The sequence below is a fragment of the Thalassobaculum sp. genome (genome assembly GCF_040219615.1).
Lineage (GTDB): Bacteria > Pseudomonadota > Alphaproteobacteria > Thalassobaculales > Thalassobaculaceae > Thalassobaculum_A.
Genome location: NZ_JAVJSE010000037.1, coordinates 98,242 through 122,942, shown reverse-complemented (window position 1 = coordinate 122,942; position 24,701 = coordinate 98,242). Strand labels below are relative to the sequence as shown.

Genomic DNA, 24,701 nt, shown 5'->3' with positions numbered 1-24,701 from the left:
GCCGGACCGCCGTCGAAATCCATGACGGCGCACGTCTTTCTTTCGCCACCGCCTTCGTCCAAGATCCGCCCGACCTGCAGGGATCTGGGCCTGAAGGGAATCGGCGCCGGACGCGCGCCGCCCGCAGCCGCGAGGGACGAGAAGTCAGGTGGTCCGCTTCGAGAACGTGTTCATGCGCTATGACGGGGGTCCCGTCATTCTGCGCGACGTGTCGTTCGAGCTGGAGCCGGGCAGCTTCCACTTCCTGACCGGCGGCAGCGGCGCCGGCAAGTCGACGCTGCTGCGCCTGATGTATCTGGGGGCCAGGCCGGTGTCCGGCCGGGTCCACCTGTTCGACCGCGACGTCGCCCGGATCCGGCGCAGCGAGCGGCCGGCGATGCGCCGGCGGGTCGGCGTGGTGTTCCAGGACTTCCGCCTGATCCCGCACCTGTCGGCGCTCGACAACGTGGCGCTGCCGCTGCGGATCGCCGGGACCCGCGAGGCGCTGATCCGCGAGCACGTGCCGGAACTGCTGGCCTGGGTCGGGCTCAGCAGCCATCTCGACGCGCTGCCGGCGACCCTGTCCGGCGGCCAGCAGCAGCGCATCGCGATCGCCCGGGCGGTGATCGGCCGGCCCAGCCTGCTGCTGGCGGACGAGCCGACCGGCAACGTCGACGACCGGATCGCGGTCCGGCTGCTCTATCTGTTCGAGGAGCTGAACAAGATGGGGACCACCGTCCTGATCGCGACCCACAACGAATCGCTGGTCCGGCGGTTCGACCACCCGCGGCTGCATCTCGAGGGCGCCCGCCTGACCCGGGTCTCGGTGAGCGGCACCGCCATGTCGACGCCGGCGTCGGCGGTCCAGGCGGCGGCCGCCGCCGCGCGACCGGCCTGACCGGGGTGGCGAGGATGTGGGGACGCAACGACCTGGCCCTGGCCCGCGATCCGTCGACCCGGTTCCTGCCGGGGCTGCTGGCGGTGCTGGTCTATCTCGCCGTGCTGGCCGCGATCGGCGGGCTGACCGCGCACGGCTTCGTCGAGAGCTGGGACCAGCGTCTGGCCGGCACCATGACCGTGCAGATCCCGCCGGTGGCGGGCGCCGAGGCCGAGGCTTCGCGCGAGACCGCCAGCGAGCGCCGCGAGGCGGTGCTGCGGCTGCTGCGGGTCACCCCGGGCATCGCCGCCGCCCGGCCGCTGCCGGACGCCGAGGCGGCCGCCCTGCTGGAACCCTGGCTCGGCCCCGAGCTGGTCGGCGCCCTGCCGATGCCGACCCTGGTCGACGTGCGGCTGTCCGCCGGGCAGCCGCTCGACCGCGGCGCGCTGGCCGACCGGCTGGAGAACGCCGCCCCGGGGACCACGCTCGACGACCATGCCCGCTGGCTCGCCGACGCCCAGGCGCTCGGGCGCTCGATCGCGGCGACCGGCCTGGTGGTGATCGTGCTGGTCTCGCTGGCCGCCGTCCTCGCGGTGGTGTTCGCGGTGCGCACCGGCCTCGGCGTGCACCGCAACGAGATCGAGATCCTGCACCTGATCGGCGCCCCCGACCGCTTCATCGCCGCCCAGTTCCAGCGCCACACCGGCCGGCTGGCCCTGGCCGGCGCGGTCTGCGGCGCCGTGCTGGCGGCGGCGACCGTGGCCGCCCTGCAGTGGACCGCCGCCGACGCCGCCGCGGTGTCCGGCCCGGCCGGTCTGGCCAGCCTGCTCGACGCCGTGGAGTTCGGCCTGCGGGACTGGCTGGTGCTGGCGGTCCTGCCGGTCGCCGCCACCCTGATCGCCACCCTGACCGCGCGGGCCTCCGTCCTGGTATCCCTCGCCCGGCTGCCCTGAGCGATGGCCCGCCGGCGCTACCGTTTCCGTCGAACGCCCGAGCACTCCGGCTCCCGCATCCGGAGAGCGTTCGCGATCGTGATACTGGCACTGATCGTGGCCTGGGCGATCGGCCTGACGCAGTATGCGAACCGCATCCCGATGCAGGCGACGCTGCCGGTCGCGACCGCCGACGCGATCGTGGTGCTGACCGGCGGCAGCAAGCGCATGGACGCCGGCGTCGACCTCCTGACCCGGGGCACCGCGCCGGTGCTGTTCGTGTCGGGCGTCGACCACAGGGTCGATCCGGCCCGGGTCCGGGACCTGGTGCCCGATGTCGGGGCCAGCCTGGACCAGGCGACCATCGACTGCTGCATCGTGCTCGGCTACGGCGCCTCCGACACCCTGGGAAACGCCCGCGAGACCGCGCTGTGGGCGCGCGCCACCGACCGCAGGTCCCTGGTGCTGGTGACCTCGAACTACCACATGCCGCGGGCCCGCATGGAGTTCGAGCACGCCCTGCCCGAGATCGCGCTGACCACCTACCCGGTGGTCCCGGCCGATGTCCGGGTGGAAGCCTGGTGGCGCTGGCCGGGCACCTTCGGGCTGATCGCCGGCGAATGGACGAAGTTCATCTTCGCCCGCATCAGGATCGCCCTGGCCGACCTGGTGGCACCGCCGCCGCCCGTCGCGGCGCCGAGAACGTAAGAAGAACAAAATAAATTGCTCCGCCGGCGGCCGGCTCCTATCTTATAAGGCCGCCCGCGACACCAGGGGTGAGTGATGCAGGAACCGGCACCGATCAGCCGTCAGATCTGGGACATGAAGTACCGGCTGCGCGTCGACGGCCAGCCCGTGGAGGCGTCGCCGGAGGACAGCTGGCGCCGGGTTGCCGCCGCCCTGGCCGAGGCCGAGGCACCCGAGCGGCGCGAGCACTGGGCCGGACGCTTCTACGAGGCGATGGAGGGCTACCGCTTCCTGCCGGCCGGCCGGATCCTGGCCGGTGCCGGCACCGGCCGCACGGTCACGCTGTTCAACTGCTTCGTCATGGGCACCATCCCCGACTCCATGGAGGGGATCTTCGAGTCCCTGAAGGAGGCCGCCCTGACCATGCAGCAGGGCGGCGGCATCGGCTACGACTTCTCGACCGTGCGGCCGCGCGGCGCGCCGGTGAAGGGCGTCGGCGCCGACGCCTCCGGGCCGCTGTCGTTCATGGACGTCTGGGACGCCATGTGCCGCACCATCATGAGCGCCGGCTCGCGCCGCGGCGCCATGATGGCGACCCTGCGCTGCGACCACCCGGACATCGAGGACTTCGTCGAGGCCAAGCGCGACCCGGCGCGGCTGCGCATGTTCAACCTGTCGGTCCTGGTCACCGACCCGTTCATGGAGGCGGTGAAGGCCGACGCCGACTGGGCGCTGACGTTCGACGGCGCCGTCTACCGGACCCTCAAGGCGCGCGCCCTGTGGGACCGCATCATGCGGACGACCTACGACGTCGCCGAGCCGGGGGTGATCTTCATCGACCGCATCAACCGGCGGAACAACCTGCACTACTGCGAGACCATCGCCGCGACCAATCCCTGCGGCGAGCAGCCGCTGCCGCCCTACGGCGCCTGCCTGCTCGGCTCGATCAACCTGGCCACCCTGGTGGCCCGGCCGTTCGAACCCGACGCCGGGCTCGACGAGGCGGCGCTGGCCGAGGTGGTGCCGGTGGCCGTGCGCATGATGGACAACGTGGTCGACGTGTCGCGCTTCCCGCTGGCGATGCAGGCCCAGGAGGCCAAGGCCAAGCGCCGCATCGGCCTCGGCGTCACCGGCCTGGCCGACGCCCTGATCTTCTGCGGCCTGCGCTACGGCTCGCCGGAGGCGGTCGCGACCACCGAGCGCTGGATGGCGCTGCTGCGCCGGCACGCCTACCGGGCCTCGATCGACCTGGCGCGCGAGAAGGGGCCGTTCCCGCTGTTCGAGGCCGAGCCCTATCTCGCCGGCGAGAGCATCGCCGAGCTCGACGACGACCTGCGCGCCGGCATCGCCGAGCACGGCATCCGCAACGCCCTGGTCACCTCGATCGCGCCGACCGGCACCATCTCGCTGTTCGCCGACAACGTGTCGTCCGGGCTCGAGCCGGTGTTCAGCTTCACCTACGACCGCACGGTGCTGATGCCGGACGGCTCGAAGCGGACCGAGGAGGTCAGCGACCTCGCCTACCGGCTGTTCTGCGAACTGAAGGGGCCGGACGCGCCGCTGACCCCGGCCTTCGTGCACGCCCAGAGCCTGAGCCCGAGCGACCATGTGGTGATGCAGGCGGCGGTGCAGAAATACGTCGACAGCTCGATCTCCAAGACCATCAACTGCCCCGAGGACATCGCCTTCGAGGCCTTCAAGGACGTCTACCGGCAGGCCTACGAGTCGGGCTGCAAGGGCTGCACGACCTACCGCCCGAACGACGTCACCGGGGCGGTGCTGGCGACCCGGCGCGAGGAGCCGGAGACGGAAGCCCCGGCGGATCCCGCCGCCGAGACCGCCACGATCCTGGCCGACGGCCGCGCGGTCGTGCACCTCACCGAGCCGCTCGACCGGCCGGTGGCGCTGCCCGGCGAGACCTACAAGATCAAATGGGCCGACAGCGACCACGCCATCTACATCACGGTGAACGACATCGTGCAGGACGGCCGCCGCCGGCCGTTCGAGGTGTTCATCAACTCCAAGAACATGGAGCACTTCGCCTGGACGGTGGCGCTGACCCGGATGATCAGCGCGGTGTTCCGGCGGGGCGGCGACGTGTCGTTCGTGGTCGACGAGCTGAAGGCGGTATTTGACCCGCGCGGCGGCCAGTGGCTGAAGGGCAAATACGTGCCGTCGCTGCTGGCGGCGATCGGCGAGGTGATCGAGACCCACATGGTCGAGATCGGCTTCCTGAAGCGCCGCGGGGCAGGATCCGGCAAGGACCCGGCCGCCGGCCGCGAGGTGGTCAACCTGGGCGGCACGCCCGGGCAGTGCCCGAGCTGCGGCTCGGTCGCGATGATCCACCAGGAGGGCTGCGCCGTCTGCACCGCCTGCGGCTATTCCAAGTGCGGGTAGGCGGCCGCCGCCCGCGTGTCGGCCCGGGCTCCCGGTAACCCGGGGTTAACCGGATGCCGGCATGATCTCCGGACGACCGCATGGACCCGATCGGAGACCCGCAATCGCCCAGCCCTTCCTGGCCTCTGAGCCGCAGACGAGCGACATCGTCCCGCACAGCCGTCACGCGCTGGTCCGCGGCTTCGGCGAGCTGTGGGAGACCAGGCGCGGCAACCGGCCGCTGCCGCTGCGCGACGATTTCCGGGTCGAGGAGCTCGTGCCGTGGTTCGGCCACGTGCTCATCATGGAGGCCGTCGACGGCGGCCGCGACTTCCGCTACCGGATGATCGGCACCGCGATCACCGAGTTCCTGGACCGCGACTACAGCGGAAAGCTGGTCTCCGAATGCGACTACGGGGCGGGCGACGACGCCCGCGACAGGGTGCTCGACGCGTTCCGCCGGCCGATCGTCGACGGCCGTCCCGTGTTCCGGTCGGGCCACGTGGTCTGGGCCACCGACAAGACCTGGCGCACCTACGACAGCGTTCACTGCCCGGTGTCGCGCGACGGCGCGGCGGCGGAACTGACGATGGGGGTGCTCTACTTCGGCTCGGTCGCGGTCCCGTCGCCGCGCGGCACGGCCTATCCGGATTGAGTTTCAGGCGTGGGCTCGCCGAGGTGATCCCGCCGGAGTGCGAGGCGCCGGACGACGTCGGTCGCTGCCGGCGACCGGCCGCCCCGGGACGACCCTGATCTCGGCCCCCGCCGGGCGCCGGGCCTCCGGCAACCTACGCGGGCCCTGCCGACGGCACCCTGTCACTTGTGCGGGCAGCCGACGGCGGCAGATGCGGTATTCTGGCGGGACCCGAGACGAGAGGGAGGGCCGCGAGATGCCCGGAACCCGCGACGATTGGACCGCCGACCTGGAGAACGTGGTGACCTCGATCGACGAGGTTCGTGCGGCAATCGGCGAACCGTTCGCGCCGGCGGTCAGCAAGGTCCTGGACCATGTCGACGACATCGCGGCGGCTTTCATCGCCCGCTCGCCGTTCATGCTGCTGGCCAGCACCGGGGCCGACGGGGCCTGCACGATCTCGCCGAAGGGAGACCCCGGCGGCTTCGTCCGGGTCCTCGACCGGCACCGGCTGGCGATCCCCGACCGCCCCGGCAACCGCCGCCTCGACTCGTTCCGGAACATCCTGCAGGACCCGCGGGTCGGGCTGCTGTTCATGGTTCCCGGCCGGCCCGATACCCTGAGGGTCTCGGGCGAGGCGCGGCTGGTGCGCGACCGGGCGCTGCGGGAAAGCATGGCGGTCAACCGGCGGACACCCGAACTGGTCACCATCGTGCGGGTCCGACAGGTCTACATCCACTGCCCGAAATGCATGATCCGGGCCCGGCTGTGGGATCCCGCGCATTGGCCCGCGGTCGACGACCTGACGAGCTTCGGCGACGCCATGGCGGCACATGCCCGCATGGGCCTGTCGGCCGACGAGATGGAGCGCAAGGCCGCCGACGAAGGGGTGCTCGAGCTGTACTGAACGCCGCGCCCGGAGCGCGCCTGGCGCGGGGGCGTTATGCACGGCGGAAAATAGCGATTGCGGCTGCGCGGCGCCGGCAGCTATGTATCGCTATCTTCGATCATGCATAACGCTTCAGGGAGTTCCGGGATGGTCCGCCGACTCGTCGCCCTGCGCCGCCGGACCTGCGTCGCCGCGATCGCGCTGGCGGCGCTCGCCGGTCTCGCTCCGTTGGCAGCCCGTGCCGGCGAGGTGCATGTCGCGGTCGCCGCCAACTTCACCGAGGCGGCGAAGGAGATCGCCGGGCGGTTCGAGGCCGCATCGGGCCACCGGGCGATCCTCAGCTTCGGCTCGACCGGCCAGCTATACGCCCAGATCAGCCACGCGGCGCCGTTCGAGGTGTTCCTGGCGGCCGACCCGGTGCGGCCGCGCATGGCGGTCGAGGCGGGCCTCGCCGTCCCGGGCTCGCAGGTCACCTACGCAACCGGCCGGATCGTGCTGTTCAGCCCCGACAGGGCCCTGGTGACCGGCGAGGCCACGCTGCGGGACGGCAGGTTCGCGCGGTTGGCGATCGCCAACCCGGCGACCGCGCCCTACGGGGCCGCGGCCGTGGAGGTTCTGCAGGCGCTGGGAGTCCACGAGACGCTGCGCGAGCGGCTCGTGCAGGGCAACAACATCGCCCAGGCCTACCAGTTCGTGGCGACCGGCAACGCCGAACTCGGCCTCGTCGCGCTGTCCCAGGTCGTCGGGCACGATCGCGGATCGCGCTGGATCGTGCCGTTCGAGCTGTACCGGCCGATCGCCCAGGACGCCGTGCTGCTGAGGCCCGGGGCCGGCAACCCGGCGGCGGTCGACTTCATGGTGTTCCTGCAGGGACCGGAAGCCCGCGCGGTGAATCGGAAATACGGCTACGGTGCCGGCGACTGACTGGGTGACGGTGCGATGCCCGACTTCGCGGAAATCTGGCCTCCGATCCGGCTGACCCTCGAGCTGGCGAGCGTCACGACCGTCGTGCTGCTGGCGGTCGGCACGCCGATCGCGTGGTGGCTGGCCCGGTCTTCGGCGCGCTGGAAGGAGGCGGTGGCCGCGGTCGTCGCCCTGCCCCTGGTGTTGCCGCCGACGGTCCTGGGCTTCTACCTGCTGGTGGCGCTGGGGCCGAGCGGGCCGGGCGGCTGGATCGCCGGGCTGTTCGGCGGGCGGTCGCTGGCCTTCACCTTCGAGGGGCTGGTGATCGGCTCGGTGCTGTACTCGATGCCGTTCGTGGTGCAGCCGATCCGCAACGCGTTCCAGGCGATCGGCGACCGGCCGCTGGAGGTCGCCGCGACCCTGCGCGCCTCGCCCTGGGACACCTTCTGGAGCGTCGCCGTGCCGATGGCCCGGCCCGGCTTCGTGACCGGCGCGGTCCTCGGCTTCGCCCACACCGTCGGCGAGTTCGGCGTGGTGCTGATGATCGGCGGCAACATCCCGGGCGAGACCAAGGTGCTGTCGGTGGCGATCTACGACTACGTCGAGACCCTGCAATGGACCCAGGCGCACATCCTGGCGGGCGGCATGCTGGTGTTCGCGTTCGCGGTCATCCTGGCGACGATGCTGCTGGAGAAGCGCGTCGGGCGGGCGCGGCCATGAGGGGATGTCGAAGCAACGGCTGGGTTCCGGCTCGCGCTTCGCGCGTCCGGAATGACGAAAGGGGTGGAAGAGGTCCGGAAGACCCTTCCATTCTGTCCGTCATTCCGGACGGACGCGCCGCAGCGCGGCCGAGCCGGAACCCACCGCGCGACGGGCGCTCATGAACCCGCGCGACGTCGATACCGGCGCCGCCATCGACGCCGCCTTCGCCGGCCGGCTGGGGGGCTTCGCGCTCGACGTCGCCTTCCGGGTGCCGATGCGCGGCATCACCGCGCTGTTCGGCCCATCGGGCTGCGGCAAGACCACGGTCCTGCGCTGCCTGGCCGGCCTGCAGCACCTGTCCGGCCGCCTGACCCTGGCCGACGAGACCTGGCAGGACAGTGCCCGCGGGGTGTTCCTGAAACCATACCGGCGGCCGGTCGGCTACGTGTTCCAGGAGGCCAGCCTGTTCGAGCACCTGGCGGTGCGCGGCAACCTGACCTACGGGGCCCGGCGGGCGGCGCATGACGGCTCCGGCCCGAGCCTCGACTTCGACCAGGTGGTCGAGCTGCTCGGGATCGCCCCGTTGCTGGACCGGGCGCCGGCGGCGCTGTCCGGCGGCGAGCGCCAGCGCGTGGCGATCGGCCGGGCGCTGCTGTCGCGGCCGCGGCTGCTGCTGATGGACGAGCCGCTGTCGGCCCTCGACCGCGCGACCAAGGACGAGATCCTGCCCTATCTCGAGACCCTGCACGACAGCCTGGCGATCCCGATCCTCTATGTCAGTCACGACATCTCGGAGGTCGCCCGGCTGGCCGACCGCATCGTGGTGCTGGCCCGCGGCCGGGTCGTGACCGAGGGCCCGGTGACCTCGATCCTGGAGCGGCTCGACCTGCACCCGGCGATGGGCCGGTTCGAGGCCGGCGTGGTGCTGACCGTGCGGGTCACCCGGCACGAGCAGGGCTTCCAGCTGACCCATCTGGACCACAACGGCCAGGAACTGGTGATGCCGATGACCGACACCCCGGTCGGCGGCGAGCTCCGCCTGCGGATCCGGGCCCGCGACGTGTCGCTGGCGACCGTGCGGCCGACCGGCATCAGCATCCGCAACATCCTGTCCGGCACCGTCGCCGAGATCGTCGAGGAACCCGACACCGCCTTCGCCGAGACCCTGGTCGACATCGGCGGCGCGCGCATCCGCTCGCGCGTCACCCGCGCTTCGGTCGCCGAACTCGGCCTGGCGATCGGCAAGCCGGTCTACGCCCTGATCAAGTCGATCACCTTCGAGCGCCGCAACCTGATCACCCGGGCGCCGCGCGAGGGGTAGGGCCTCGATCGGCCATTGCCGATCACTGCGTCCTGACGGCAAAGCGCACAGCAAGGCTGTTTGTCTTTCTGCCAAAATCCAACCTATACTGGCGTAATACGCCGGTTCGGGGGGACCGAGGTCATGCAGGAACTGTTTCTCAGCTACGCGCACGACGACAATCTTGCGCCGCCTGGGAAGAACGGCCACGTGTCGCTCTTCGACATGTTCCTCGGAATAGAGCTTCGCAAAGCCGGACTCGGGCGCCGTGTCAAAGTCTGGCGTGACGCTCGGCGCATGACGGCAGGCAACATCGACGACCAGATCGACGCCGGAATCATCGACTCCGATGGGCTGATATCGTTGATGTCCAAGAGCAATCACGAGAGCGATTACTGTAACAACGAAGTTATTTTCTTTTTAACCAGAAAACACAATGATAAGGTGATTATAGTTGCATTGACCCCATTTGACAAATTTCGAATTCCGGAAAAAATTCGAGAGAACCACTTCATACCACTCTATGACATTGATGAATTGAACAATGATATCGTTCCGTTTGTCGTCGGCTTCGAGGACATCGGGCTGGCTATCGATCAACGCTACTGGGGCCGCTTGCGCCAGGTCGTCGAACAGATTCGGAAGATCGTCGACACGCCACCGGGAAATCAACCCGCCGTAACTCCGACGTACCGCGCTCGAGCCTATCTGCAGATTGCGACAGGCCCCCTGAAGGCAAAGGTCGCGCAGCTTCGCCGGGAGCTTAAGAGCCTCGGCTTTGAGGTCGTGACGCCGGAGGACATGCCGCCGGACGGTCCCGGGCTCCGGAGCGCCGCCCAGTCGGCCGTCGCGAACGCCGAATTCGCCGTTCACCTGATCGACGAACGCCCGTTCGTGCCCAAGGGTGGCAACGACACGGCCGACCGGATCCAGCTCGCGGAGACGGCCACCCGTTATCACAGTCGACCGGACTTCCGCCGGTTCATCTGGATGCCACCGGGCAACAGCAGCGGAATGCAGTTCATCGTCGGTCCTGGCGACGAGGTCATCGCTCGGGAATTCGAGCCGTTCGTGCAGATCCTGCTCGACGAGATCGAGCGTCGTTTCCAACCGCTCGACGCAAACCGGACTGCCTCCGTGGCGGCTGCGGGTATTGCGCCATCCCCATCGGGGGTCATCCTGGCCAAGCTCCCGGGTACAGACTCGATCGCCGTAACGACGATCGCGAAGCGCCTTGCGAGCCGAGGCGTCGCGATCGAGCCGGTGGAAGGCAGCCCGGGCGACCTCGGCGTCCTGGCCGAGCGGGGCGAGCCGATCGTGCTGTGCTGGGGAACGAGCCCGTCTTCGGAAGTCTCGCTTCTGATGACCGCCCTCTCAAGACAGCCCGAGCGAAAGATCGGCCTGTTCCGGCTGGCTCCGGATCGCTTCGAGCAAGCTGCCTTCCACTTTCCGAGCCTCGCCTTCAACCTGGAGCTCCATGCTCCCGACGATCAGACAATCGACGGCGCGCTCGACGCGCTCGAGGGATAGGGGACCGCGATGCGCCTGTCCGCCGACATTCCCTATCCCGGCCTTCGCCCATTCGACGAAAGCGATGCCGACTATTTCTTTGGTCGCGGAGAGCACATCCTCGACCTGCAGCGCCGCGTCCGCGACAAGGCGTTCACGGCGGTGGTCGGTGCGTCCGGCAGCGGAAAGTCGTCGTTGGTCCGGGCCGGGCTCATCCCTACCTTGCGAAGGAGCACGGAACGACGTTGGCGGTGTCTGGTCTTTCGGCCGCAAGCTGACCCGTACGGCAATCTGGCCCGCGACCTGCTGCGCGAAGTCGGAGACGACGGTCTGGGCGAACCGGTGGCCCTGGCCCGCCTGACCAGTCTGCTCCAACTGAGCTCCGAGGGACTCGGCGAAGCGGTCACGGAACTGGGCCTCGAGACGGACGAGCGCGTCCTGATCGTGGTCGACCAGTTCGAGGAGTTGATCCGCTTCGACCAGGACAACGTGGATACCTCACTGAAGTTCATTCGGATGCTGTTGCGCACGGCCACCCAGCACGGTGTCCGGGTCAGCATCCTGATCACCATGCGGCTCGACTTCCTGGCCGACTGCGCGCGCTATCCGGGCCTGACCGAGCAGATCAATGACGGGCAATATCTGGTGCCGACGCTGAACCGCTTTCAGCGGACGGCAGCGATCATCGAGCCGGCGCGGAAGTCGGGCCGGGAAATCGAGTGGTCGCTGGTACAGACGATCCTGAACGACGCGGACGACGCCCAGGACCAGTTGCCTGTCATGCAGCACGGCCTGATGCGCCTGTGGTTCGCCGCCGGCGACGACGAGAAGATCGACCTCGCCCACTACCGCAAGATCGGGACCCTGAAGAAGGCGATCTCCCGACATGCAAACGACATCTTCGAGAGCCTGGGGACCGCCGAACAGCGGACGGCGGAACATCTGTTCAAGGCATTGACCGAGCTCGACAAGCAGGAGCGCGGCATCCGCCGGCCGCAACGGGTCCGGGCGATCTGCGCTGCGCTCGGTCTGCAGGGCGGCGCCAGCGACCGGTTGCTGTACGTGGACGGTGCCGACGTGCTCCGCGAGCAAGTCGGCGCGTCTCCAAACGACAGCCGGCAGGCTGAACGCGAGGGGGTGTGCCGGCTGTTTGCCGGACTCGCCGAATTCGGCGCCGCCACGGGCAAGGCCGTCGGACCGGTCGGCTTGCGGCGGTTCGCGGCGGACCATGGCCTGGGTGACGAGGATCTCTCGTGGCTGGAGGGCTATGTCCGGCTGATCCGCGTCATCGAGGCGTTCCGCGCACCACCAGCATTTTTCCTGATGCCCCCGGCTCCGAAGCCACTGCAGCCCGACATCGTGGTCGACATCACGCACGAGAGCCTGATCCGCCAATGGCCCCAGATAAGCGGAACCAGCACCATCCGCGGCTGGCTGCAGGACGAGGCGCGTGACGGCCGCCAGTACTCTCTGATGGTCGGCGACGCACTCGGCTGGCGCTACGACAATTTCACCCTCCCGGGCGGCCCGAAGCTGATCAGCTACGTCGAGACGGCCTCCGTGAACGGCCACGGCGCCCGCTGGGGACTTCGGTACCTGACCTCGGACATGACCCGCCGGCTGGGCGGCAACATCGAGCAGATCGATCAACTCACTTCGGCGTTCCTGACGGCTGCGCAGCGAAAGGCGAGATGGGAGCGATATCTTCGCCATGCCCTGCTGGGTACCGCCAGCGCCGCCGCGCTAGCAATAACCGTCGTCATCTCGCTCCAGTACCAGAATGCCGAACTGACGCGATTGAACGGTCAACTCGTCGAAGAGCGAGAAGCCGTCCGACTGGCTCTTGCGGAAACCGAGCGCCAGAGGGTGATCGCGGAGGAACAGACACGAGTCGCTCAGGCCGCTCTGGAGAAGATCAGGACGCTCAACCTCCAACTCGAGAACAAGGCCGAAGAACTGCTAGCTCAGATCGAAGCCCGAACCACCGCCGAGGAGCAGACCAGGGTCGCAGAAGCGGAATCGAAGCAACTCGGGGTCACCTCGCTGACCGCTATTGCGCAACGTCTGCAGTCGCAGAACGACGATGTCGGCGCCCTCATGTTTCTGCGGCGTGCGCTTCGTTTGGTCCTGTCCCAGGCCGTCGATCCGGACGTGCGGTTGATCGCGGCCGGTTACAACTCGCTCAAGACGTTGCGGGAAGTCGCGATAGCCGACGTCGGTTCGTCCGTGTTCCGGCTGGCGCAGTCGCCGGACCAACGCCGGATCGCCGCCGGTCTCTTCAGCCAGCCAGAAGTGGTCGTCCTGGACGCGGCCGACCTCGCCGTCCTCGGACGGATCGATCTGTCGGAGACCAGCAGCGACGGCGACGTCGCGGATGTCGAGTACCTGCCCGACGGTCGCACTCTCGCGGTCCTGCGGAAATCCGGGGAAGTCGACGTCGTCAGCGAGGACGGCGTCCTGGTCCGGCGGTTCCCCAACGAAGGCAAGGCGAACTACGAGGTCGGGATGGAACTGGCCGTGCATCCGTCGGGAGACTGGATCGTCGCGGCCGACGCCACGCAACCGGGCCTTCGGGTTCTGAATGTGCTGACCGGGAATTCTTCGGGCTTCATCCCGCCGCGGATGGAGACCGCCCGGCCCCGCGAAGACGACGAGTTGAGGGTCCTCGGCGTGGACTTCGACGGCGCCGGCCGTCGGCTCGTGGCCGGAACGTCCGGGGGCGCGCTGCTGGCATTCAGGTTCGATGACGGGAAGCTGTCTGCGGACGGGGATACCAGGAGTTCGGAGCAGGACGTCCCCAGGCCGGGCCGACGAGGCGTCTCGGTGGTCCGGTTTGCGCCGAACGGGGAGTGGCTCGCCACCACCGAGGGCGCGTCCCGACTGACCCTGCGGCGCGCGGACACCCTGGAAGTGGTGGCTTCGACGGACCTGACCGGCAAGGTCTACGACGCCCGCTGGGGCGCCGCCGGCGGCACCCTGATTGTTGGTGGCGCAGACGGCATGCTGCGGTTGTTCACGGTGTCGCGGTCGGGCGACCGCGGCGCCGCGCTCGAACCAAAGGAAGACCTCTCGATCCGCAAGGACGAGCATGTCGGTAGCCCCGCCCCGGTCGAGTCCGACGATTCGATCGTCGTGAGCACCACCAACGACTTCATCCGGAAGATCGTTCGGCAACGGCACTTCAGCGTCCGGCCTATTCACCCCAGTGGGAAGTGGGACGCCGGCTCCTGGTCGGAGGCACTATTGCAGCCTACGGCGGATCCTTCCCTTGCCAATTGCACACCGCCCGCCGGGCTGGAAGAGCCGTCCATCGCTTCGGCCTTGAACGCGCTGGCCAGCGTCCTGCCCAAGAATCTCGTCCGGATCTGTGCCGCCTCGCTCAGCGGCGATGGCCGATCGTTCGTTGCCTTGCACTCCACCGGTCGTGTCGGCGTCTACTCCGTCCCGGAGGCGGTCGAACTGCTGACGTTAGAGACACCCAGAGAAATCTTGCCGTACCGGGTCTCGGTTTCCGATACCGGTGAGCTCGTCGCGATCGGAGCCGTGCAGAGAACCGAACGGTCGTCGGTAACGTCCGACATGGTTCTCGTCTACCCGATCGCCAACACGCCCGAAGCTATGCTGTCGCTGATCGACACTCGCGTGCCGATCGGCGTGACACCGGAGATCGCGGACCGCCTCCTTTCACCATCGGACGTCGAGACCCTGCAGAAGCTCGAGCGCATCCATCTTAAGCCTTAGAGGAGAGGCTTTGCGCAACTTCGGCGCTCCCCCTTGCCGGACAGTCCGTTGCAGGCTACACGCAACTCGCGTCGGGCAGACCGGTGACGTGCCCCGACCACACCGGGGGAGCCGTCGGATTGATTGGATTGACAGTGTCGACGATGGCCCTCCGGCCATTTCTGAAGGTCGCGAATGCCCGGACGCCGGCACCGTGAGCCGCGCCGCCATCCTGTACGACAGCCGCGGCTTCGACGCCGGCAAGGAGCGCATGACCGGGCTGGCGACCGCCAGCGCCGGGTTCCTGCGCGCCTGGCTCGACCACGCCGGACCCGGCCCGGTCTGGCTGCATCCGACCGACGAGAGCACCACCGCCGAGGGGTTCCGCGCCCGGTTCCCGACCGACCGGAGCGTCGAGCTGGTGCACCGGCTGGAGACCCGCCGGCTCGGCACCCCCGGCGCGCTGTTCGTGCCGGGACCGGTGCTCGCCCCGTTCGCCTGGCGCCGGCGCACCGTCGGCGACGCCGCCTACTCGCTGACCGGGGTCACCCACACCATGTCGACCGCTCGCGCGCTCGACGCGGTGCGCGAGCTGCTGGTGGCCCCGACCCGGCCCTGGGACGCCCTGATCTGCGCCTCGCGCTCGATCCGGGATCTGGTCACCGGGGTGCTGGAACGGCATGCCGAGCACCTGGCGGAACGCACCGGCGGCGGCGCGATGGACATCCCCCTGCAGTTGCCGGTGATCCCGCTCGGCGTCGACATGCCGGCACTGCAGCACGGCGACCGGGCGGCGTTCCGCGCGGAGCACGGCCTGCTGGAGGACGCGGTGGCGGTGCTCTACCTGGGCCGGCTGTCGGCCCATGCCAAGGCCCATCCGCTGCCGATGTTCCGGGCGCTGGGCCGGGCGGCGGCACGCACCGACCGGCCGATCGTGGCGGTGCTGGCCGGCTGGTACCACGACGACGACACCCGGCGGGCCTTCGAGGCGACGGCGGCGGCGCTGGCCCCGACGGTGCGGGTGATCGCGCTCGACGCCCGGCCGCCCGAGGTCAAGCGGGCGGCGCTGGCCGGCTGCGACGTGTTCCTGTCGCTGGCCGACAACCTGCAGGAGAGCTTCGGCCTGACCCCGATCGAGGCGATGGCCGCCGGCCTGCCCTGCGTGGTCAGCGACTGGGACGGCTACCGCGACACGGTGATCGACGACGTCACCGGCTTCCGGGTGCCGACCGCGCTGCCGCCGGCGGGCGCCGGGTCGGAGCTGGCCTGGCGCCGGCTGCTCGGGATCGACGACGACTCGGTGTTCCACGCGCTGACCTGCGAGACCGTGGCGGTCGACACCGAGGCCGCCGCCGAGGCGATCGCACGGCTGGCCGACGATCCGGCCCTGCGCCGCCGGATCGGCGAGGCCGGGCGGGCGCGGGCGCACGCCACCTATGCCTGGCCCCGGGTGATCCGGGCCTACGAGGCGCTGTGGGGCGAACTGGCGGAGCGGCGGGCAGCCGCCGGATCGCCGACCGGCCGGGTCGCGAGCGTCGCGCCCGACCCGTTCGAGGCGTTCGCCGGCTTCGCCACCCCGGGCGGCGGCCGCGGGCTGCGCATCGAGCCGGTCGAAGGGCTGGACGCGATGGCCGAGCTGGCCCGGGTCGCGGCGTTGCCGAAGGCCGTGGTCGACCCGCGGCTGCCTGGCGACGCGCGGGCCCTGCTGGAGCGGCTGGCGGACCAGGGCAGCCTGCTGGTGCAGCTCGACCCGCCGCAGGGCCAGATGCGTGAAATGCGGGCCGGACTGCGGGCGGCATTCTGGCTCGCGCACGCCGGAATTCTGCGGATCGTGCCGGTCTGAGCGCTCCACGCCGCACACTCGCATGATATAGTCGGATCAATCTAAAGCTGTCGAAGCGATCCGCAGGAGCATCGCATGACCGTCCACCGCGTCCGGTGCGCCATCCTCGCGGGGCTGCTCGCCGCGACCGTCGGGCTGGTGCCGTTCGCCCCGGCGCTGGCCGGTCCGAGCGCGGACCGGGTGCAGGACTGGCTCAACCGGACCTCGATGTCGCTGGCGGTGGCCGGGTACCGGCTGTCCTGGGGCGCGATGTCGACCAGCCTGTTCGGCGGCGACGTCACCGTCCGCGACCTGCGCGGCACCGACCAGCAGGGGCTCGAGCGGCTCAGGATCGGCGTCATGACCGTAGAGGAGCCGACGACCGGGGCCGACGGGTCGCTGACGGCCGTGGCCCTGTCGATCGGCGACGTCACGGTCGGCGGACCCCATGCCTACACGGTCGGGCGCATCGACATCGCGCAGCCGGATCTCGGCGCGATCGGCCAGCAACTGGAGAGATACGTCGTCCAAACTGGCCCCACGAACCGCTTCCCGTGGTCGCGCCGGCTGACCGTCGAACGGATGGAAATCCGGGACCTGAAGGGCGTCTTCGTCTCGGACGATGGGCCGCTCGATATCCGCTTCGACCGCTTGCTCGCGGTCGGCGCCGATACCGGGCGCATCCAGCATCTGGAGATCGACGGCGCCTGGCAATCCGCGACCGGGCCGGACGGCGAGTTGGTGACGACCTCGATGGCGGAGCTTCGCGCCGACGACCTGACGATCGCGCCCGCCGTCTATGACATGAGCGACGATCCCGATACGGCCCGGCCGTTCGCCGCGCTCGCCGGCGTCGGCATCGGCCGGTTCGAGATCGAGGGGTTCCGGGCCGAGTCCTCGCTGACCGGCACGTCTAGCGTCGACCGGATGTGGTTCCGGACCAAGAGCACGCGGCCCGGACGCGCCGGCGTCCTGTCGTTCGGCAGCGACGGCATGCGGAGCCAGGCCAAGGACATCCCGAACCGGTTCGCGCCGCTGCTGCAGGCGCTGTTCCCGCCCGACGGCGAGGTGCCGATGCAGTGGACCGGCGACATCGCCTACGACGTCGACGCCGGCTTCGTCGGCTACCGGCAGGAGATGTCGGTGGAGGACTTCGGGTCGTTCAACCTGCAGGTCGACCTGTCCGGCCTGCCCGACCTGTCGATCGGCGAGTGGCGGGACGCGAAGAAGGGCGATCCCCGGCTGGCCGCGCTGCAGATCAACGGCATCTCGCTGTCGCTGACCGATTCCGGCGGAATCGACCGGGCGGTGCTGGCGTTCGCCGCCGACAGGACCGTCCCGGCCGGGCGGTTGCGTGGCGCCGTCGCCGAGCAGATCGGCGTGTTCCTGAAGGACATGAGCCCGAGCGCCGACCCGCGCCTGCTGCGCTGGCTGGCGGTGGTGCAGGAGTTCGTCCACCTGGGCGGCACGCTGGCGATCGGCATGACCAAGCCGATTCCGGTCGGCGACGTCCGCGAGCAGCCGGTCAAGGTCCGGGACCTGGGCGAACTGGCCGCCCGTTACGGCCTCGCCGTGGTCCGGCGCTGACCGTCGCGACCCGATCTCAGCTGCCCGGCTCCCAGCCCGGCGGGGCCATCTCGAAGCCCGCGAACTCGAAGGCCGGCGCCACCGTGCAGCCGCACAGGGCCCAGTCGCCGAGCGGACGGGCGCTCTGCCAGACCCCCGGCGGCACCACCACATGCGGCGTCTGGCCGGCCAGCACGTCCGGCCCCATCACATGCTCGGCCGTCTCCCGCCCGTCGGCCGACAGCGACAGCAGCAGCGGCCCGCCGGCGTAGTGGTGCCAGACCTCGGTGGCGTCGGTCACCCGGTGCCAGGCCGAGATCTCGCCGGCCCCCAGCAGGTAGAAGATCTGGGTGAGCGCCCCGCGGCCGCCGCCGGCCGGCCGGTCGCGGAACGTCTCGCCGTACCAGCCGCCCTCGGGATGCGGCTGCAGCCCGAGGGTCTCGACCAGCCGCCTGACTTCGCCGGCGCTCATGCCGCCGGCGGAACGGTCGCCTGCATGGACGGCCGGGCCGAGAACTTCTCGTACCAGGCCGCGAGCTTCGGCCGGCCGTCGCGCCAGTTCAGGTGGCCGAGCCGGAAATCGACGTAGCCGAGGCCGCAGGCAACCGTGATGGTGCCGATGTCGACCCGGTCGCCGAAGCTGTCGGCCTCGGCCTCGAAGGCGTCCAGCGCCCCGGCGATCTTCGAGAGTTGGGCGTCGGTCCAGGCCTTGTTGCGCATCGCCTCCTCGCGGAAGCGGCCCTCGTAGACCACCAGCAGGGCGGCATCGAGCATGCCGTCGGCGGCGGCCTGCAGCCGCAGCGCCTGCCAGCGCGCCTTGCCGTCCGGGAACATCTTCGCGCCGCCGTGCAGGCTGTCGAGGTACTCGCAGATCACCGGCGAGTCGAACAGCGTCATGCCGTCGTCGGTGACCAGCGCCGGGATCTTGCGCACCGGGTTGGCAGCGGCGACGCCGGGATCCGGCTGCATCGGGGTGGTGGCGATGGTGGCGAGTTCGAGCTTGCCGAGCAGGCCGGTTTCCTGGGCCACGACCATGACCTTGCGGACATAGGGCGAGGCCGGCGAATGGTAGAGCTTCATGGCGTTTCTTCTCCCGATGACGTCGCGTGACGTCGTTGGCCTAGAACGAGTCCTTGCGCCTGCGGATCTCGGCGAACACCGCGGTCGGATCGGCGCCGGCCATGCCGACGGCCGCCGCCATCGCCGGATCGTCGGCGCGCAGGAACGGGTTGGTGTCGAGTTCGTCGGCGATCGTCGAGGGCACCGTCGGCTGGCCGGCGGCGCGCTTGCGGTCGATCTCCTCGGCCCGGGCCTTCAGCCTGGCGTTGCCGCCGTCAATCGCCAGGGCGAACCTGGCGTTCGACTGGGTGTACTCGTGGCCGCAGTAGATCCGGGTCTCGGCCGGCAGCGCCCGCAGGGTCGACAGCGACTTCCAGAACTGCGCCGGCGTGCCCTCGAACATCCGCCCGCAGCCGAGCGCGAACAGGGTGTCGCCGCAGAACAGCGCCGCCGAGTCGGGGATGTGGAACGCGATGTGGCCGGTGGTGTGGCCGGGGGTCTCGTAGACCGTCGCCGTGTGGCCGATGATGTCGACGGTGTCGCCGTCGCCGACCGTCACGTCCATGCCGGGGATCCGCGCCTTCTCCGCCCGCGGCCCGACCAGCGGCACGCCGTACCTGGCCTTCAGCGCCTCGTTGCCGTCGATGTGGTCGGCATGGTGATGGGTGTTGACGATCTGCGTCAGCGTCCAGCCGCGCTGCTTCAGCGCCGCCTCGACCGGCGCCGCCTCGCCGGGGTCGACGACCGCGGTCTTGCCGCTGGCGGCGTCGTGGAGCAGGTAGACGTAGTTGTCCGACAGGGCCGGGACCAGCACGATTTCGAGGGCTGCCATCGGGGCCTCCTGGTGTCTTGACGATCGGTGCGGATGCGCCGCGTGTCTGCCGGGATCGACAGCGGCCGGCACGGTAGCATTAAGATCCGGAGCCTGCCACCGACGCCGGGATCGCGAACCGGCAACAGTGCATCCACCCATCGGCCCTCAAAACCCGCCGGGACCGAACCTATTATCGGCCGCCCGACCATCGGGAAGCCGACCAGCCAGGGGAGACGACCATGAAGATCGCCCATGTCGAAGCGGTGCCGCTGCGCATGCCGTTCGACCACGCCGGCGCATCCCGCGACCTGACCGCCGGCGGCTGGCCCGCCCTGGATTTCTGCCTGGTCAAGGTGACCACCGACACCGGCATTACCGGCTGGGGCGACGCCTTCGCCTATCACTGCCGCGAGGCGGTGACCGCGGCGGTCGAGCACATGGTGAAGCCGGCGGTGCTGGGCATGGACGCCCGCGACGTCGCCGGCATCAGCCACCGGCTGCAGCAGAAGTTCCACCTGTTCGGCCGCTACGGCGTCACCCTGTTCGCGCTGTCGGGGCTGGACATCGCGCTCTGGGACATCGCCGGCAAGGCCGCCGGCCTGCCGCTGGCGCAGATGTTCGGCGGCAGCGCCGACCGCACCCTGCCGGCCTATTCGTCGCTGTTCATCCTGCGCGACAAGGAGGCGGTGATCGCCGACGTGCAGCGGTCGCTGGCCGAGGGCTACCGCTACATCAAGCTGCACGAGATCGGCGCCGTCGAGGTCGGGGCCGCCCGCGAGGCCGCCGGCGACGACATCCCGATCATGGTCGACGTCAACTGCCCGTGGACCCCGGAGCAGGCCAAGCGCATGGCGCTCGAGCTCGACCAGTTCGACCTGCACTGGCTGGAGGAGCCGGTGTTCCCGCCGGAGGACTTCGCCTCGCTGGCCCGCATCCGCGGCGAGACCGGGGTGCCGATCGCGGCCGGCGAGAACTGGTGCACCTCGTTCCAGTTCGCCCAGGCCCTGGCGGCCGGCGCCGTCGACTACACCCAGCCGAGCGTGACCAAGGTCGGCGGCATCACCGAGTTCCGCAAGGTCGCCGCCCTGTCCGAGGCCGCCGGCGTGCAGGTCATGCCGCACTCGCCGTATTTCGGCCCGGGCTTCCTGGCCACCCTGCAGCTGGCCGCGGCGATGCCGAACCCGGGCCTGGTGGAACGCTTCTACATCAACCCGGAGGCCAGCCTGTACGGCGACTGGATCACCCCGGTCGACGGCGCCTTCCGGGTGCCCGACGGCCCCGGCCTCGGGCTCGACCCGGATCCGGCGGTGATCAGGGAGTACCGGGTGGCGTAGCCGGCCGGCGGCCGTCGCCCAACGCCCGTCGCCCCGTGGGTTCCGGCACGCCCGCGCCGCGGCGGCGCGTTCGTCCGGAATGACGATCAATATGCCGTCATTCCGGACCGGACCGCCGCAGGTGGGACGGAGCCGGAACCCACCCGGCGGCCAAGCCGCTTCCGGCCAGCCGCCGCCGCGGTTACCCTCCGCGCCATGTTTCTCGACGTGGTCGAACTGCGGGACTTCTACGACGGCCATCTGGGCCTGCTCGCCCGGCGCATGATCCGCCGGCGGGTGCGCGAGCTGTGGCCGAACCTGCGCGGCCAGTCGCTGCTCGGGCTCGGCTACACGGTGCCCTATCTGCGGCCCTATCGCGGCGAGGCCGAGCGCGTACTGGCGGCGATGCCGGCCCAGCAGGGCGTGCTGCACTGGCCGGCCGAGGGGCCGAACGCCTCGGTCCTGGTCGACGAGGCCGAGCTGCCGCTGGAGGACGCCTCGGTCGACCGGATCCTGCTGGTGCACGCCCTGGAGAACACCGAGCAGCGCGCCGCGATGATGACCGAGGCCTGGCGGGTGCTGGCCGGCAACGGCCGGCTGCTGGTGGTGGTGCCGAACCGGCGCGGCCTGTGGGCGCGCTTCGACCACACGCCGTTCGGGCACGGCCAGCCCTACACGGTCTCGCAGCTGTCGCGGCTGCTGCGCGACAGTCGCTTCACCCCGACCCGCACCGTGCATGCGCTGTACGCGCCGCCCTACACCTCCGGGCTGGTCATCCGTTCCGCGCCGGCGCTGGAACAGGTCGGACACCGCTGGTTTACCCGTTTCGCCGGCGTGGTCATGATCGAGGCCCAGAAGGAAGTCTACGCCCCCCGCCGGGTCCGCAAGCGGGTCCTGGCCCGGGCCCGGGCGCTGCTGCCGTCCGGCAGGCCGTCGGTCCCGGTGCCCGCCAACCGTGACCGGACCGCCTGACGGCGGGCCATTTCGTATCGGTCCGTCCGACGGTGCCATCCGGGCGCCGGCCGCGGGCCGCAGGGAGGAGAAGCAATGTACATCGTCGCCGTGAACCTGGTGGTCGACCCCAAGGATGCCGACAACTTCGCCGAGCGCATCAAGCAGCACGCCAAGAACAGCCTGACCCAGGACGGCTGCCTCGGCTTCTCGGTCAGCCGCGACCACGACAACCCGGCCTCGTTCCACCTCTGGGAGGTCTACAAGGACGCCGCCGCCTTCGAGGCGCACAAGGCGGCCGATTTCATGGCCGAGTTCGGGAAATTCGCCGGCCCGCTGCTGAAGAACCGGGTGCTGGCGACCGGCAACCTGATCGTGTGACGCCGCCGGCCCCGGGACCGCGGCTCATTCGCCCCGGTCCCGGCGGCCGCCCGCCCGTCAGACCGCGCGAACCTCGCCGAGGAAGCTGTGGACCCGCTCGCTCAGCCGGTCCGAGTGCGAACTCACCCGGTCCGACGCCTGCATGACCTCGCCGGCCATCGTCCCGGTCCGCTGCGACGCCTCGCTGACATGGACGACGTTCTGGCTCACGGCCTCGGCAGCCACCGAGACGTCCTCGATATTGCGCGAGATCTCCTGGGTGGCGGCGTTCTGCTCCTCGATGGCGGCGGCCACCGCGGCGGTGATTCCCTCCATTTCGCCGACCTTGCCGACGATCGCCTTGATGGCCTCGACTGCCCCGGCCGTGCGGTTCTGGACCGCGTCGATCTGGGCGGCGATCTCTTCGGTCGCCCGGCCGGTCTGGCCGGCCAGGCTCTTGACCTCCGACGCCACCACCGCGAAGCCCTTGCCGGCCTCGCCGGCCCGCGCCGACTCGATGGTCGCGTTCAGCGCCAGCAGGTTGGTCTGCTCGGCGATGTCGCGGATCAGGGTGACGATCTCGCCGATCCGGCTGACGGTGACGTTCAGCTCGTCGATCACCGCCGAGGTCTCCTGGGCCTGCCGGGCGGTCTCGCCCGCCACCGCGCTCGCGCTCGACACCTGGCTCGCGATCTCGGAAATCGACGCCGACAGCTCGGTGGTGGCGGTCGCCACCGTCTGGACGTTGGCGGTGGTCTCCTCGGTCGCGGTCGCCACGGTCACGGCTCGCCGGCCGGAGTCCGCGGCCAGGCCCGACATCTCCCGGGACGTCGACTGCAGCTGGCCGGCGGCCGACATCAGCTCGTCGATCAGGCCCTTGGCCTCGCCGTCGAAGCCGTTGGTCAGCTCCGACAGCTTCCGGCCGCGGGCCACCTCGGCGGACTGCTTCGCCGCGGCCTCGGCCTGCAGGGCCTCGGTCCGGATCAGGTTCTCCTTGAACACCTGGACCGCGCCCGCCATGTCGGCGACCTCGTCGCGCCCGTCGGTGTCGACCTCGATCGCCTTGTCACCATCGGCCAGTTGCCGCATCAGCCCGGCGAGGCGGGTGATCGGCCGGCTGATCGAGCGCCCGACGAACAGGCTGACGGCGACGCAGATACCCGCGATCGCGACGATCAGGGCGATGGTGATCCAGAAGGTCCGCTGGTTGATCGAATGGAGCGATGCCGCGGTCGCGGCGTATTCCGATTCGATGCCACCGCGCAGATCGGCGAGCGTCGGCTCGGCGGCGGCATACAGGTCGGACAACGCCGTGGTCTGCTGCTCGATCCCGAGCATCAACTTGGCGTAGTCATGGAACGTGGCCTGGTAGGCTCCCAGGGCGGCCTCGATCCCGGTCTTGCTTCCGGCGTCGACCGGCTTGTCCGCCAGCAGCGCCTTGAACTCGGCGACCCGGTCGTCGAGGGACACCACATATTTCGGATCCTTGCGGAGGATGAAGTCCTTCTCGTGCCGCCGCATCATCAGCAGCTTGACCATCAGGTCGTCGCTGGCGTTCGCCTTGATCAGCTCCTCGGCCTCGTGCACCGCCGCCCGCAGCTTGCCCTGCAGCCCGAGCTTCTCGGTGAGCCCCATCTCGACCCACTGGGCCGCGACCACGCCGAACTGCTTCTCGTAGGCCGCGTACTGTTCCGCCAGGGTCCGGACGACCCCGGTTCGCTCGGCGGCCACCCGCGCCGACAGGCCCTCGATATCCTTGCGGATCGTCGCGGAGACCCCGGCGTGCTTGCCGACATAGCTCTCGTCCAGCCGCAGCAGGAAATCCTTCTCGCGGCGCCGGGCGTTCAGGAAGTCGGTCGACAGGTCCTTCACCAGGGTGAGCTTCTCGACGGCGGATTGCTGCATGGCGGCCGTCTGCGTATGGCTGACGCTGCCCCAGATGGTGACTGCGGCGACGGCGACGAAACCGGTCAACGCGACGATACTGATCAGCAGCGTGCGCGCTGCGATCTTCAGCTGTCTCATGGAAGCCCTCCCGACGATCCCGGCGCCAACCCGCGCGGCGGATATGTCGTTCGAAATTCCTTAAAAGACCGTGAATCATTAACCACGGCGCGGATCCTCTCGATGGGCGAGAACCCGGTGTCCGTCGGACACGCGTGTAATCGATTACACGTCGGGCTTCCCACAGCTGCCCGGTCGACGAATAATCACGGGCGCGCTCTTGCGTCGGATACTCTCGCATGAACTCGGTTACACATGAGGCAATCCAGGGGAAGCCGGCCGATGACCGGGTGCCGGGCCGCCG

19 protein-coding genes and 1 pseudogene are annotated in these 24,701 nt (G+C 70.0%); 16 read left to right on the top strand and 4 right to left on the bottom strand.

Annotation, left to right across the window (positions count from 1 at the left end):
- Positions 1–148 precede the first annotated feature (148 nt).
- The 13 genes and pseudogenes from ftsE to RIC31_RS18560 all read left to right on the top strand — a co-directional run bounded on the left by ftsE (position 149) and on the right by RIC31_RS18560 (position 17,917).
- A complete protein-coding gene (gene ftsE, locus RIC31_RS18620) occupies positions 149–877 on the top strand; it encodes a cell division ATP-binding protein FtsE (RefSeq protein WP_350111232.1) in 729 nt (242 codons plus the stop codon).
- A gap of 14 nt (positions 878–891) precedes the next feature.
- Positions 892–1,809: a cell division protein FtsX gene (locus tag RIC31_RS18615; protein WP_350111229.1), complete on the top strand. Its 918-nt coding sequence runs from the start codon at positions 892–894 to the stop codon at positions 1,807–1,809.
- A 78-nt stretch (positions 1,810–1,887) separates the two neighbouring features.
- Positions 1,888–2,496: a YdcF family protein gene (locus RIC31_RS18610; protein ID WP_350111226.1), complete on the top strand. Its 609-nt coding sequence runs from the start codon at positions 1,888–1,890 to the stop codon at positions 2,494–2,496.
- Between the two features lie 75 nt (positions 2,497–2,571).
- Positions 2,572–4,872, top strand: a complete 2,301-nt coding sequence (locus RIC31_RS18605; protein ID WP_350111223.1) for an adenosylcobalamin-dependent ribonucleoside-diphosphate reductase — start codon at positions 2,572–2,574, stop codon at positions 4,870–4,872.
- A gap of 61 nt (positions 4,873–4,933) precedes the next feature.
- Positions 4,934–5,506, top strand: a complete 573-nt coding sequence (locus tag RIC31_RS18600) for a PAS domain-containing protein (RefSeq protein WP_350111220.1) — start codon at positions 4,934–4,936, stop codon at positions 5,504–5,506.
- 235 nt (positions 5,507–5,741) lie between these two features.
- Positions 5,742–6,392 (top strand): MSMEG_1061 family FMN-dependent PPOX-type flavoprotein, encoded by a 651-nt coding sequence (locus RIC31_RS18595; RefSeq protein ID WP_350111217.1) that lies wholly within the window; start codon positions 5,742–5,744, stop codon positions 6,390–6,392.
- Positions 6,393–6,521: 129 nt separating this feature from the next.
- Complete coding sequence (gene modA, locus RIC31_RS18590; protein ID WP_350111214.1) at positions 6,522–7,298, top strand: molybdate ABC transporter substrate-binding protein; 777 nt, start codon at positions 6,522–6,524, stop codon at positions 7,296–7,298.
- A 15-nt stretch (positions 7,299–7,313) separates the two neighbouring features.
- Positions 7,314–7,997 (top strand): molybdate ABC transporter permease subunit, encoded by a 684-nt coding sequence (gene modB / locus RIC31_RS18585; RefSeq protein ID WP_350111211.1) that lies wholly within the window; start codon positions 7,314–7,316, stop codon positions 7,995–7,997.
- 142 nt (positions 7,998–8,139) lie between these two features.
- Positions 8,140–9,300, top strand: a pseudogene (modC, locus tag RIC31_RS18580) (molybdenum ABC transporter ATP-binding protein); the annotation flags it as partial.
- A gap of 123 nt (positions 9,301–9,423) precedes the next feature.
- A complete protein-coding gene (locus RIC31_RS18575) occupies positions 9,424–10,809 on the top strand; it encodes a toll/interleukin-1 receptor domain-containing protein (RefSeq protein ID WP_350111205.1) in 1,386 nt (461 codons plus the stop codon).
- 9 nt (positions 10,810–10,818) lie between these two features.
- A complete protein-coding gene (locus RIC31_RS18570; protein ID WP_350111201.1) occupies positions 10,819–14,529 on the top strand; it encodes an NACHT and WD repeat domain-containing protein in 3,711 nt (1,236 codons plus the stop codon).
- A gap of 193 nt (positions 14,530–14,722) precedes the next feature.
- A complete protein-coding gene (locus RIC31_RS18565) occupies positions 14,723–16,351 on the top strand; it encodes a glycosyltransferase family 4 protein (RefSeq protein WP_350111198.1) in 1,629 nt (542 codons plus the stop codon).
- Positions 16,352–16,426: 75 nt separating this feature from the next.
- Positions 16,427–17,917 (top strand): aq_1923 C-terminal domain, encoded by a 1,491-nt coding sequence (locus RIC31_RS18560; protein WP_350111195.1) that lies wholly within the window; start codon positions 16,427–16,429, stop codon positions 17,915–17,917.
- Between the two features lie 16 nt (positions 17,918–17,933).
- Here RIC31_RS18560 and RIC31_RS18555 read toward each other — a convergent pair whose 3' ends face one another.
- From RIC31_RS18555 to gloB, 3 genes are read right to left on the bottom strand one after another with little or no spacing between them, the layout of a single operon-like run.
- Positions 17,934–18,368 (bottom strand): cupin domain-containing protein, encoded by a 435-nt coding sequence (locus RIC31_RS18555; RefSeq protein ID WP_350111192.1) that lies wholly within the window; start codon positions 18,366–18,368, stop codon positions 17,934–17,936.
- Positions 18,365–18,976, bottom strand: a complete 612-nt coding sequence (locus RIC31_RS18550) for a glutathione S-transferase (protein WP_350111189.1) — start codon at positions 18,974–18,976, stop codon at positions 18,365–18,367. The genes RIC31_RS18555 and RIC31_RS18550 overlap by 4 nt, the downstream gene beginning before the upstream one ends.
- 40 nt (positions 18,977–19,016) lie before the next feature.
- Positions 19,017–19,787 carry a hydroxyacylglutathione hydrolase gene (gloB, locus tag RIC31_RS18545; protein ID WP_350111186.1) on the bottom strand — a complete coding sequence of 257 codons (771 nt, stop codon included), beginning with the start codon at positions 19,785–19,787 and terminating at the stop codon, positions 19,017–19,019.
- A 221-nt stretch (positions 19,788–20,008) separates the two neighbouring features.
- On the opposite strand from gloB, the gene RIC31_RS18540 reads away from it, so the two are divergent.
- From RIC31_RS18540 to RIC31_RS18530, 3 genes are all read left to right on the top strand, one after another.
- Complete coding sequence (locus RIC31_RS18540; protein WP_350111183.1) at positions 20,009–21,103, top strand: mandelate racemase/muconate lactonizing enzyme family protein; 1,095 nt, start codon at positions 20,009–20,011, stop codon at positions 21,101–21,103.
- Positions 21,104–21,298: 195 nt separating this feature from the next.
- A complete protein-coding gene (locus RIC31_RS18535) occupies positions 21,299–22,054 on the top strand; it encodes a class I SAM-dependent methyltransferase (RefSeq protein WP_350111180.1) in 756 nt (251 codons plus the stop codon).
- Between the two features lie 75 nt (positions 22,055–22,129).
- Complete coding sequence (locus tag RIC31_RS18530; RefSeq protein WP_350111177.1) at positions 22,130–22,414, top strand: putative quinol monooxygenase; 285 nt, start codon at positions 22,130–22,132, stop codon at positions 22,412–22,414.
- 57 nt (positions 22,415–22,471) lie between these two features.
- Here RIC31_RS18530 and RIC31_RS18525 read toward each other — a convergent pair whose 3' ends face one another.
- Positions 22,472–24,418 (bottom strand): methyl-accepting chemotaxis protein, encoded by a 1,947-nt coding sequence (locus RIC31_RS18525; protein WP_350111174.1) that lies wholly within the window; start codon positions 24,416–24,418, stop codon positions 22,472–22,474.
- Positions 24,419–24,701 lie beyond the last annotated feature (283 nt).